Origin of the sequence: uncultured Capnocytophaga sp. (assembly GCF_963525585.1) — a bacterium.
Taxonomy (GTDB): Bacteria; Bacteroidota; Bacteroidia; order Flavobacteriales; family Flavobacteriaceae; genus Capnocytophaga.
The window spans coordinates 1-12,431 of record NZ_CAURLX010000027.1 but is presented as its reverse complement, the minus strand read 5'-3'; the positions used below and the strand labels follow the sequence as shown (position 1 = coordinate 12,431).

Below are 12,431 nucleotides of genomic sequence, written 5' to 3'. Positions count from 1 at the left end.
TAGTTCTTTAATAAAAGCTATCCAAGTAGAAAATTGGATAGCTTTTGTTTTTACTCATAATTTCTTTGGAGTTCTTGAACGATTTTCACACATTCTATTGCTTCCTTAACATCGTGTACTCTAAGAATATCCGCTCCTTGAAGCAATGCGAATGTATTAAGAACAGAGGTTGCATTCAGGGCTTCCTCTGGAGAAGTTCCCAAGAGCTTATATAGCATTGATTTTCGGGAAATACCTACAAGAATAGGACATTCCAGTGCTCTGAATAGAGATAGCTGTTGCATCAGCTCATAATTCTGAGAAAGCGTCTTAGAAAAACCAAAACCAGGGTCTATTATAAGGTCATTAATTTGTAACTGACGTGCTCTATCTTTCACTTGAGAGAAATAGAAAAGAATATCCTTGACTATATTCTGATAATCAGTATAATTTTGCATTGTTTGAGGAGTGCCTCTCATATGCATTGCTATATAAGGAACTTGATATTTTTGTATTACCTCCCACATTGTATCCTCTATTTGTCCAGCAGATATATCATTAATGATACAAGCACCTGCCTCAAGGCTTAATTGAGCTACTTTACTTCGAAAAGTATCCACCGAAATACATATATGAGGAAATTCCCTCACAAGAGTCTCCACTACAGGCACTACTCGCTGGATTTCTTCCTCAAGAGAAACTTCCTGTGCATTAGGACGGGAACTATATCCCCCAATATCAATAAAGGAAGCTCCCTCTAAGAGCATTTGCTCAGCTTTTTTTATAACTTCCGCTACAGGAGTTCGGCTTCCTGAATAAAAAGAATCAGGAGTTATATTCAATATTCCCATTACTTTAGGAGAATCAAAAGTAATTAACTCTCCCTTACAATTGATTTGTTTCATCTTTCTACTTTTTATCTAGATGCTATTTTAGAGCATATTATTGATTTTTCTCAAGAATATTCCCAATATTATTATCTTTGAAGAGCTTTCGAGAGTCTTCTAAGAATATTTTCATCTGTTTTACTGAAGCTGGAGTCATTCCTTTTAAATTTTCCTTCTCTACTTGGGCTGAAGGAAGTATTTCATAATGTTTTTTCCCTTCTTTATCATAAATATGTACCCAAGTTAGATAATATTCAGGAGACATCAACTTTGTTTTTCTTTCTTTATTCTTAACGAGAGTAATTTTTACCATCATTCCTCCATCGGTACGTCTTTTTCTCTGATTAGAAATAAAATTCCCCAACGAATATACTACAAATTGCTCAGTATAGGGAGAGTTATTAGAACGAAGTTCCATTGGCTGAAGTACGTGAGGATGCCCTCCTATGATATAATCTATCCCGTTTTTAAAAAGAAAATCAGCCATTTCCTTCTGGGCTTTATTAGGCTTCGTCGCATATTCCACACCCCAATGTACTACCGCAATGAGCTTATCCAGATGCAATTTCTTAGCGCTCTGGAGGTCATTTTTTATTTGTAAAGTATCCAACAGATTTACCTGAGTAGGCTCTGGGATAGGTAAGCCATTGGTCCCATAAGTGTAGTTAAGTAGCCCTACTCGGATGTTATTCTTCTCTAGAATAAGCAAATTCCTACGAGCCCTATCCATTAGGTCATAGAAAGTTCCTGTATGCTTAATTCCCAAGGAATCCAACTGGTAAAGTGTATTGGTAATTCCCATTTTTCCACGATCACAGGAATGATTATTGGCAGTAACCATTACATTAATCCCACTGTTAGAGCAAGCTGAAGCCAATTCTTTAGGAGAAGAAAAAGTAGGATAGCCTGTATAAGGCTTTCCTCCAAGAGTAACCTCCAAATTGGCTACCACAAAATCATTTTCTCTAAAAATAGGTGCTACTTTAGCAAAAACAGGTTCATACTCATAACGCTTAGTTTGCTTATTATATGCTGAAGTAATCTGAGGGGAATGCCCCATAATATCGCCTACAAAAAGAAGAGAAAGCGTATCCTTCACCTGTGCTAAGAGTAACTGATGAAAGCAAAATAATAGAAAAACAAATCCTTTTTTCATTATGATAAGAGGTTCTAAAAGAGTGCAAAAATACAATTTTTCTAAGAAAGAAAGAATAGAATTACAAAAGAAAAAACAATAGAAAAATTAGGCTAATTCAGAAAAAATCACTAACTTTATATCCGTTTTCAACGGAGCTCTTTATGAGAATAACATCGTAATTAACAGCTTTTTACAAAAAACTATATTATCAAAAATGCAATAAATAGGGGGACTAGTCGCTTCTGTAGGACAAATCCATTACAGATAAATCAATAAAAACCGGAAAATAACAAATTATTTATATTTTATTAAGGCTATGGAACAGCAAAAGAAACATTATTTTGACACAAAAGTACTGGGACAACCCTCAGGACTTTTCTTTTTGTTCTTTACTGAGATGTGGGAACGTTTTTCTTTCTATGGAATGAGAGTACTTCTGGTACAATTCCTAACCGCCGAGATTCTATTCGGAAACCCAAAAGGAGGCTGGGGATGGAGTCCTGAGCAAGCAGCCTCTCTCTATGGAACCTATGCAATGCTCTTATATCTCACTCCTGTTCTTGGAGGAATCATTGCTGATAAGTACATAGGAGCCCGTAATGCAGTTATCACAGGGGCAATTATTATGACTCTTGGGCAATTATGCTTATTCCTTTCTACTCCAATAATGTTCTTCATAGGGCTCACCTGCCTAGTGATTGGTGTAGGTTTCTTCAAGCCCAATGTTCCTTCTATTCTTTCTCAGATGTTCAAAGAGCATTCTGATAAGAAAGATAGTGCTTATACCATTTTCTATATGGGAGTTAATTCAGGTTCTTTCTTTGGAACAATGCTTTGTGGCTATCTTGCAATGACAGAAGGATGGAGCTGGGGATTTGGCTTGGCAGGTATCTTTATGGCTTTAGGAACTCTCCAGTTCATCTTTGCTAAGCCTCTGATGGGAGACTTAGGTGTTCTCAAAAAAGAAGAACATATAGATCATTATGAAGAGAAAAAGCCAGATACAGAAAAACGAAATCCTTTTACCCTTGTAGATACCATTCTAATTGTCATTGTTACTCTATTGGGGCTTACTTATGCCTTTAATGACCCTCTTTCAAAGAATGGTATGTATGATGTTTTTGCTTGGGCAGATAACCCTCTTATGCGAGGACAGAACTTATTTATCATCATTACCTTGGTTCTTTTCATCTATGTGATTTTCTCTAGGATTCTACGTTACGAGAGGATCGTTCGCAATCGAATGTTGGCTGTAGTGAGCTTGGCTATTTTCATTATGTTTTTCTATGTTACTTTTGACCAAGCTCCTTCTTCACTTATCATCATCGCTCGTGACCACGTAGATAGAAGCCTTACAGGAAGTGGGTTACTTACTTTCAATATTATTAATAGCCTTATAGTGCTAGTCCCTCTTACAATTATTTCTTATGTACTGATACAGCTAGCTATAGCTACTTGGAAGCATATTCCTATTACAAATATTATTCTTCTATTATGCTTCTTACTGATTTGGGTAGTGGCTGTATATATGCTTAAAAATGAGTTTGCTAAGACCGATTCTGAAATATCTGTTGCTTGGTTCTCTGTTCTTAATCCATTCTTTGTGATTACATTAGCTTCTTCTGTTTCCAAGATATGGGAATCCAAGTTCAATCCTCCTGCAGCCTTGAAGTATGGTTTTGGATTATTCTTTGTAGCTATTGGTTATTTAGCTATATGGTTAGGTTCAGTGGACTTAGGAGAAGGAGCCAAGATATCAGTAGTATTCCTGATTCTTACTTATTTATTCCATACTTTAGGAGAATTATTTATTTCTCCTGTGGGGCTCTCCTATGTATCTAAACTTGTTCCTGCTAGGATGCTAGCCTTTATGTTTGGTATGTGGTACTTAGGAATTGCTATTGCACAAAAAATAGCGGCTACTTTAGGTGGACAAATAACCTATGTGAAAGAAAACTATGGATTAGATGCTTTTTTCCTAATTTTTGCTGTAATTGCAACTGTAGCAGGAGTATTAGTAATCTTACTCCACCCTATGATTAAGAGGCTTATGCACGGGATTAAGTAGCTTACTTGAATTTACTAATAGTAATATAAGAGACTGTTCTGGGGAACAGTCGCTTATATTTTAAAATAGACAATGATTTATTGCCAATTTTTCTTCTTTGAAGTTTTCCCTATCCCAGAGTTAAAACTATTGGTAGGGTCTAGTTCTTGATAGAAACTCTTGAGCTCTTCCTTAGCGTGATAGAGGTGCCCCACGTTATGTTCTGCAGGGTATTCAGCTCCACGAGTATCCAAAATTTTAAGCATTTCTTCCTCTATTTCTTCACAATTATATCCTTTTTTAATCACATAATCCTGATGAAATACGTGACACATAAAATGCCCATAGTAGAGCTTATGAAGAATCTTATTCTCTAATTCTGGAGGTAATTTTTCGAACCAATCCTCATCATTACGACGTAAAGCGATATCAAGAGCAACAATATCTTCAACTTCTTCTTCGTGAACAGAACGGTAACGAATAGCTGCTGAGGCTACCGCAAATCGCAAAAGCATTGCTGCTTGTGCTAGTTTTGCATCACATTCAAAATAAGCTCCTTTGGCGGTATCAGAGAAAAATTCTTTAAGGTATTCACGAGCTTCCTCTACTCCTTCGCCTCCCATCTTAAGGATTAAATGGTGCTCATACTGATTGCGGTAATCTTTCATAATCTGAGGTATGTGATCTGGCATCAGCTTGGAAGTTCCTTGTAAGAATTTTTCACTAAAATGCTTAGGCATAAAGGGAATCTTTTTAGCCACACGGTCAGCCCAAGCTTTAAGAGAGAAAAGGCGAGGAAGGTATTCCGTTCCTACATTTTTAATATACCAAAAAGTATCTTTTCCGTACTTAGCAGCAATATCAAAAGCTGTTCTATGAATATATTCTCCAGAAATAGGTATTTGCTCAAAAGAACCTAACATATGACGACGTAATTGGGTAAGTACAGACGTATCATTAGTCCCAATATAGAATACAGCAGTTTGCTTTTCTGCTGGAAAAGTATCCACTCTTACAGCAAAAACCGCTAAACGTCCTGCACTTCCTGAAGCTTCATAAAGGCGAGCAGGATCGGCGTTAAAACGAGCAGGAGTGTCAGCATCAATCTGGCGAACGTGGTTACAATAGTCGTGATCGTGCCCTTTCTTCCCTGTCTGTTGAATATCCTTTCTCTGATATTTTCCTTCTTGCAAATTGGTGAGAATTTCTTTAGGATTATCACCTAATTCTATTCCTAAGTGATTAATCAGCTCTAGCTTTCCTTCTGCATTACGTTGTGCATATAGGGACATTTCAGTATAAGCAGGTCCACGCTGTACAAGAGAACCTCCTGAATTATTACACACCCCTCCAATCACTGAAGCTCCTATACAAGAAGAGCCTATCACTGAGTGTGGTTCTCTCCCATACTGCTTAAGCTCCTGTTCCAAATGATTCAGGGTAGAACCTGGCAGACATACCGCCTGCTCTCCCTCCAGAATAAGCTGAATGGTATCATTACGCATTGTATTGATAATGACTACATCTCGGTCATAATCATTTCCAAAAGGATTAGAACCTCCTGTAATTCCTGTATTAGCAGCCTGAGAAATTACGATTACATCTGCCTCAGTACAGGCTTCTAGCACCTGCCACTGCTCCCAGAGGGTAGCTGGGCGTACTACAGCTAATGCATTTCCAGTTCCAAAACGATATCCTGTACGATAACGTTCTGTTTGTCCAGGATCTGTCATTACATATTTTTCCCCAACTATCTGACGAAGTTTTTCTAATAAATTTTGTGTATTCACGGTATCTATATTTGTTTAGTGATTAGCCATTGTTTTAATCCCTTTCTCTAGCCATTCCTTATAGGTATCAGTATCGACATACTGTACAGGACTAGAGAGCAATGCTGCATCAGGAGAAAGAAGAACATAATAAGGCTGAGAGGCTGTAGAGAAATTTACTTCTTGGAAAGTAGCCCACTTATCCCCTATCGTTTTTATATATTCCACGCGTCCATTGCGATGCTTAAAATCAAACTGCTTATCCTGAGGTAATTCTTCCTTATCATCTACATAGAGAGAAATAAGCACATACTGTTGCATTAGCTGTTTCACCTGTGGATCAGTCCATACGTGTTCCTCCATCTTACGACAATTCACACACGCCCAACCTGTAAAATCAAGCATTACAGGCATATTATGTGCCTTTGCATAAGCCATTCCTTCATAATAATCCTTGAATACAATCTGCTCACTCACCTGTTCCTTAGGGAAAAAAGCATAAAATTCAGGCGGAGGAAACCCACTGAGTAGGCGTAAGTTATTCTTTCCGAAGAGTCCTAATAATAGATATATAGAGAATATTCCTGAGAGTAGCCCTAATACCAGACGTCCTTTAGGAAGTTTTAGCAAAGGTTTCTTAGGATCATCGTGTGGAAAGCGGATAATTCCAAACAAATATAAGGTAAGAAGAGCAAAAAGAACGAACCATAACCCTACAAATACCTCTCTTTTAAGAAGTCCCCAGTGCTGTACAAGATCTGCATTGGAGAGGAACTTAAGAGCAAAAGCTAATTCCAAAAAACCTAAGAATACTTTAGCTGTAGTCATCCAGCCTCCTGATTTCGGTAGAGAATTCAACAAAGAAGGGAAAAGAGCAAAAATCACAAAAGGCAATGCCAAAGAAAGTCCAAAGCCTGCCATTCCTAATGAAAGTTGCATAGCTCCTCCATCTGAAGAAAGAGAACCCGCCAAGAGAGAACCCAAAATAGGTCCTGTACAAGAGAAAGAGACAATAGCCAAGGTAAGTGCCATAAAGAAAATACCTATTATTCCTCCTATATTAGAAGCATTGTCCATCTTGGTACTCCACGAAGCTGGAAGAGTAATTTCATAGTACCCAAAGAAAGAAAAAGCAAATATTACAAATATTACAAAAAAGGCAATATTCAGCCATACATTGGTAGAAATAGTATTGAGAATTTCAGGGTCTATATTATCTAGGAAGTGAAAAGGAATACTTAAAAGCACATAAATCAATAGAATAAAGAATCCATATAGAAAAGCATTAAAGACTCCTTTTTTACGAGTTTTGCTTTGCTTAGTAAAGAACGATACCGTAAGAGGAATCATTGGAAACACACAAGGAGTAAGCAAGGCTATAAACCCTCCCAAAAATCCAAGTATAAAAACCGTCCAGTTGGATTCCTTCTGGGTTTCTCCTATAAGTTCTTTATTCTTAAGAGGAATTTCAAGGTTCTTTGCCATATCCTCACTACGAGCATCTATTTGCTTTTCTTCCACTTGAGCTAAGGAACCATCTAAGGAAAATACAAAATCCTCCTTAAGGTTAATACACACATCTATACAAGCTTGACAGAAGATATTTCCTTTGATATGCTTTATATTAGTATCAGTTACCTTTATTTTCTGGGTTATCTGGATATCTTTCTCAAAGAAAAGCTCATCTACACCAAAAACCTCATTGAAAGCCTTATGCAAATTTTTCTCTTCTGAAGTCCCTATAAGCTCTATACCTTCTGTAATATAAGTAATTCTCATAGGAAGAGCGCCTCCCTCAGGGTTATTCTGAGAATAAACGTGCCATTTAGGTTCAATTTTTCCTTTAAAAATAAGTTTATATTCATCACCAGAGAGCTTTTCTACAGAAAAAGACCACTCTACAGGGTTCTCATCCTTCTGAAAAGGATTATTTCCAAAAGAAATCTGTGCTTTTGTTACAAAAGAGAACAGAAATACAAGTAATAAAGTAAAAATATTTCTTATCATAGTCATCTAATATTATTCAAAGGTAAGATTAAGTACAATCGCTCTGGTAAAAAGCCCTCGAAGATTCCCTGTCCAAGGGCTTGCAGGGTTTTTATCTGGAATTAGTTCATTATTAATAGAAAACAGCCCTCTTATAGAAGGCGAAAAGCGAAAGTGAGGCGTATAGAAATCCACTCCCACACCTAGTTCATAGAAAAAAATAGTAGGATTCACCCTAAATTTTCCCTCACTATTATCTGCTTGAGACTTATTATTGGCACTTAAGTTCATTGTTACAGAAGCTCCTCCTGTAATATAAGGCTTAAAGTTATTCCATCGCTTAGTACCATATTTTACTAACACAGGAATATATATATAGGTAGAATGTACCTCGTGTATGCGGTCATTTTCAGTAGTGAAGTTAGGAAATTCTAAGTGTCTTTTATTATAGATAAGTCCCGGTTCAAACCGTAAGCTCAGGTGATCAACCAATCGCAGGTCACCTGTAAGCCCTACATTGAATCCTGTGGATTTCTTTGTTTGTATATCTGTAAGACTCGGATTTGTATAATCAAACCTCTCATAATCTAGGCGAAAATCAAGCGAATTAATCCCAAAGTAGTAGCCCCATTGGAATTTTTGATAATCAAAATCTTCCAAATTAATAATAGGCTGAGCTTTTCCTAAAAAAGGGAAAAGAAATATAAGGTATATGATTTTTTTCATCATCTTATTTGTCCGCAATATATATGGTAGCAACTCCCAAAGTCTGAGGCTTATAATTAACAGAAGTAAAACCAATTTCCTGAGAGAGAATCTGAGCCATCTGTTTTCCAAAAGGAAATTTGGCTGCTGATTCGGAAAGGTAGGCATATGCATTCTTATTCTTAGCCAGCAGTCTTCCCATTAGGGGAACTATGAATTTTGTATAGAACTTATAACCTTGCTTATAAGGAAATCGAGTAGGAACAGAGGTCTCTAAAATAACTAATCTCCCATTAGGGCGAAGCACACGCTTGATTTCAGAAAGCCCTTTGTTAAGATGCTCAAAATTACGAATACCAAAAGAAACAGTAACTGCATCAAAACTTTCATCTGGGAAAGGAAGATTTTCACTATCAGCTACTTGCATATGAATACGATCCGTAAGACCTAAGGATTTTACCTTCTTCTCGCCCACTGAAAGCATTCCTTGAGAGATATCTACTGCTGTAATCTCAGCCGAAGGAATCTTACTGAGCTCTATAGCCAAGTCCCCTGTACCTGTAGCTATGTCAAGAATCGTGCCAGGATTCTTTTTCGCGACATATTGTCTCACATTCTTACGCCAAGAGATATCCATACGTAGGGTCATCACTCTATTAAGGTCATCATAGGCAGGAGAAATAGTATCAAACATTTCTTGTACTTGTTCCCTCTTGCCTTTATCGGAATTTTTGTCAGGGAAAACGGTCTCTTGTTGCATTACATATACCAAATTAAAGCGCAAAGATACAAATTAAATTGATAATTTACAGCTATTTTTCTACTATATGATAAGAATTATCTGAAAGTGAGAATTATCATAAACAGACAAAATTATTTTTGTTCTATAGATTAAAAATTAATAAAAATAACGTATCTTTGTGCTTCAAAAAATAAATAAAAAAATGGACAATATTTCCCAAATTCTTTTTCTAGTCTCCGATAGCTTACTTATCCCTGATATTATTGTGCTATTGGTGCTTTTTGTACGAGCTCTACTCTTGGTGGGGAGCTTCTATAATCAATTTATTACCAAGTATAAAAACGAAAAACAGCTGAATCCTATCCTACAAAACCTCTCTCCTGAATCTGTAGAAGCTCTCCACCAAGCACTACCCGAGAAAGATAACTCTTTATTCATAAAATACCTAAGGCAGATACTAGAACGCCCTGCAAGCGATACCTATGCGGATTATATGATTACCAATTTTGAAAATGATGCTGAGAAAGACGTAGTCACCTCCAAGCTATTAGCTAAAGTAGGTCCTGTATTAGGACTAATAGGAACCCTCATTGCGATGAGTCCTGCTCTTACAGGCTTATCCCAAGGAGATATTTCCAAGATGGCTTCCAATATGCAAGTGGTTTTTGCCACTACTGTAGTAGGGCTTGTTATCAGCTTAGTGGGGTTGGTAACTCTTCAGTTCAAGCAACGCTGGTATGCCAAAGAAGTCAATAATTTGGACTATATCACCCGAATACGTAACCAACAAATTTCCGAAAAATGAGAAATACTCGCAGAACAACTCCTTTCAAGGACGATGATGCCGACCCACTAAGTGTAGTGGTGAATCTCTTTGATGTAGCAATGGTTTTTTCTGTTGCTCTGATGGTTTCTATGGTGATGAATCTGAATCTTTCTGCTTTCTTTACTGGAGGGGATTTTACCATTGTTAATAAAAATGGAGATGATATGGAGATTATCCAAAAGAAAGGAGAAAAAATAACCAAGTACAAAACTGCTAATGGCTCTCCTTCCAACACTTCTTCTAAAGATAAAGGCAAACGATTAGGTATCCTTTACGAAAATGAAGAGGGAGAAAATATCTTTGTTCCCGACTAACCCTTGATGATAATGATACTTGAAAAACTAAGTAATTACACCCTTATCTTAGCCTCTCAATCTCCTAGAAGACAACAATTTTTAAAAGATTTAGGACTAAATTTTGAGGTACGTACCAAAGATATCTCTGAAGACTATCCTTTCTACCTGAAAGGATATAAAATCCCTTTACATATAGCAAAAGAAAAAGCCACTCCTTTCCTGAAAGAACTCAAAGAGAAGGATATTCTTATTACTGCGGACACACTCATTTGGTTTGAGGAAAGAGCCATAGGCAAGCCCAAAGATTATGCGGATGCTTTTGCTACCTTAAGTGCTTTTTCTGGGAAAACACATCAGGTAATCTCTGCTGTTTGCCTTACTCGTCAGGGAAAACAATGTTTTTTCTATGATATTACTCAAGTGAGTTTTTCAATCCTTACACCAGAGATGATTCACTATTACCTTTCTGAATACAAACCTTTTGACAAGGCAGGAAGCTATGGTATCCAAGAATGGATAGGAGCTGTAGGTATTTCTCGCATAGAAGGTTCCTATAACAATGTCGTAGGCTTCCCTACCCATCTATTCTGGGATGCCTTACAGAAAATTATTTCATAAAACTATGTTAGAAAAAGCCTTACAAATAGCCACTGAAGCACATAAAGGGCAAACCGATAAAGTAGGTGCACCTTATATTTTACATCTTATTCGTGTAATGAATGCAGGGCAAACTCAAAATGAAAAAATTTGTGGCATATTACACGACTTAATAGAAGATACTCCTTGGACACTTGAAGAACTTAGAAAAGAGGGCTTTTCAGAAGAGATTATCAATACCTTAGATTGTATAACCAAACAACCAGATGAAGAATATTTACATTTCATCAAGCGCATACAAAAAAATCCACTAGCCATAAGAGTCAAAATTAATGATTTAAGGGATAATATGGACATCACACGACTAGATTATCTTACAGAAGAAGACACCAAACGACTAAACAAATATCTTAAGGCTTATCATCTACTCAATATATCTATTCAATCACAAAGCCCTACCTTATAAGGACAGGGCTTTGCTTGGGGCGGACTTAGCTATTCACCGCGTCTGCATCTTTGACATTTTAAAGAAATCTTATTCCTCACTTTCTTTCATAGTGTGATATACGTTCTGAACATCGTCATCTTCTTCTATTTTCTCAAGAAGTTTTTCTACATCAGCTTGCTCTTCTGGTGTTAACTCTTTGGTCACTTGAGGAATACGTTCAAATCCTGATGAAAGAATCTCTATATTTCTACTTTCCAATTCCTTCTGGATTGCCCCAAAGCTCTCAAAAGGAGCATAAATAAGGATTCCATCCTCATCCAAGAATACTTCCTCAGCTCCAAAATCAATCATTTCTAGTTCCAACTCCTCAGGATCAATCCCTTGCGCATTAATACGAAAATTACACGTATGGTCAAACATAAACTCCACAGATCCAGAGGTTCCCAAAGTACCATTGCATTTATTAAAATAACTACGAATATTAGCCACTGTACGATTATTATTATCTGTAGCAGTCTCTATCAGAATAGCTATTCCGTGAGGAGCATACCCTTCGAAAAGAATTTCTTTATAGTTAGCAGTATCTTTTTCTGTAGCTCGCTTAATGGCACGTTCTACATTCTCTTTAGGCATATTGGCTGCCCTAGCATTCTGTATAATGGCTCTGAGGCGGGCATTGGTCTCAGGATGAGGCCCCCCTTCTTTCACTGCCATTACTATATCTTTTCCAATGCGAGTAAAAGTCTTTGCCATTGCTGCCCAACGCTTGAATTTTCGGGCTTTTCTAAATTCAAATGCTCTTCCCATAATAGTCTTATTTTATTTTTATGAAAAATGAGTGCAAATATACGGCTTTTCTGTTGAAAATAATATCTTTTTTTATTATTTCGATTTCTAATTAATTATGCATATTTAAAAATAATCTCTGATATGCTGTATTTTAAATTTCTTTGGATATGTTATTCTACTTCATTTTATTATGATATAAATTCTAAATCCTTTTCCATTTTT

Annotated in this window: 12 protein-coding genes; 5 read left to right on the top strand and 7 right to left on the bottom strand. The window is 36.7% G+C overall.

All coding sequences use genetic code 11. The features are described from left to right. Positions 1-50: 50 nt before the first annotated feature. Together folP and RYK20_RS07275 are read right to left on the bottom strand one after the other, a co-directional pair. Positions 51-884 (bottom strand): dihydropteroate synthase, encoded by an 834-nt coding sequence (gene folP, locus RYK20_RS07280; protein ID WP_314894939.1) that lies wholly within the window; start codon positions 882-884, stop codon positions 51-53. A 37-nt stretch (positions 885-921) separates the two neighbouring features. Continuing rightward, complete coding sequence (locus RYK20_RS07275) at positions 922-2,022, bottom strand: CapA family protein (RefSeq protein ID WP_314894938.1); 1,101 nt, start codon at positions 2,020-2,022, stop codon at positions 922-924. 298 nt (positions 2,023-2,320) lie between these two features. Here RYK20_RS07275 and RYK20_RS07270 point away from each other — a divergent pair, with 298 nt between their 5' ends. Next, on the top strand, positions 2,321-4,072 hold the full coding sequence (locus tag RYK20_RS07270) for a peptide MFS transporter (RefSeq protein WP_314894937.1): 1,752 nt from the start codon (positions 2,321-2,323) through the stop codon (positions 4,070-4,072). Between the two features lie 77 nt (positions 4,073-4,149). On the opposite strand, the gene dld is transcribed toward RYK20_RS07270, so the two are convergent. Genes dld through ubiE form a run of 4 tightly spaced genes read right to left on the bottom strand, consistent with a single transcriptional unit; the run spans position 4,150 to position 9,271 of the window. Next, positions 4,150-5,841, bottom strand: coding sequence for a D-lactate dehydrogenase (gene dld, locus RYK20_RS07265; RefSeq protein WP_314894936.1), 1,692 nt, complete (start codon positions 5,839-5,841; stop codon positions 4,150-4,152). Positions 5,842-5,856: 15 nt separating this feature from the next. Continuing rightward, the gene (locus RYK20_RS07260) at positions 5,857-7,827 is read right to left on the bottom strand and encodes a cytochrome c biogenesis protein CcdA (RefSeq protein WP_314894935.1); all 1,971 of its coding nucleotides are present in this window, start codon (positions 7,825-7,827) and stop codon (positions 5,857-5,859) included. A gap of 12 nt (positions 7,828-7,839) precedes the next feature. Next, positions 7,840-8,532 (bottom strand): porin family protein, encoded by a 693-nt coding sequence (locus RYK20_RS07255; protein ID WP_314894934.1) that lies wholly within the window; start codon positions 8,530-8,532, stop codon positions 7,840-7,842. A gap of 4 nt (positions 8,533-8,536) precedes the next feature. Continuing rightward, positions 8,537-9,271, bottom strand: coding sequence for a bifunctional demethylmenaquinone methyltransferase/2-methoxy-6-polyprenyl-1,4-benzoquinol methylase UbiE (gene ubiE / locus RYK20_RS07250; protein ID WP_297979459.1), 735 nt, complete (start codon positions 9,269-9,271; stop codon positions 8,537-8,539). A 184-nt stretch (positions 9,272-9,455) separates the two neighbouring features. Here ubiE and RYK20_RS07245 point away from each other — a divergent pair, with 184 nt between their 5' ends. The 4 genes from RYK20_RS07245 to RYK20_RS07230 are packed head-to-tail and all read left to right on the top strand — an operon-like array spanning position 9,456 to position 11,438. Then, a complete protein-coding gene (locus RYK20_RS07245; RefSeq protein WP_311456556.1) occupies positions 9,456-10,058 on the top strand; it encodes a MotA/TolQ/ExbB proton channel family protein in 603 nt (200 codons plus the stop codon). After that, positions 10,055-10,393: a DUF2149 domain-containing protein gene (locus RYK20_RS07240; protein WP_311456554.1), complete on the top strand. Its 339-nt coding sequence runs from the start codon at positions 10,055-10,057 to the stop codon at positions 10,391-10,393. The genes RYK20_RS07245 and RYK20_RS07240 overlap by 4 nt, the downstream gene beginning before the upstream one ends. A gap of 12 nt (positions 10,394-10,405) precedes the next feature. Then, complete coding sequence (locus RYK20_RS07235) at positions 10,406-10,993, top strand: Maf family nucleotide pyrophosphatase (RefSeq protein ID WP_314801436.1); 588 nt, start codon at positions 10,406-10,408, stop codon at positions 10,991-10,993. A gap of 4 nt (positions 10,994-10,997) precedes the next feature. Continuing rightward, entirely contained in the window at positions 10,998-11,438 is a 441-nt protein-coding gene (locus RYK20_RS07230; RefSeq protein ID WP_314603260.1) for a phosphohydrolase, read from the top strand. Positions 11,439-11,507: 69 nt separating this feature from the next. Here the strand turns inward: RYK20_RS07230 and RYK20_RS07225 are convergent, their stop codons facing one another. After that, the gene (locus RYK20_RS07225; RefSeq protein WP_297979447.1) at positions 11,508-12,227 is read right to left on the bottom strand and encodes a YebC/PmpR family DNA-binding transcriptional regulator; all 720 of its coding nucleotides are present in this window, start codon (positions 12,225-12,227) and stop codon (positions 11,508-11,510) included. Positions 12,228-12,431 lie beyond the last annotated feature (204 nt).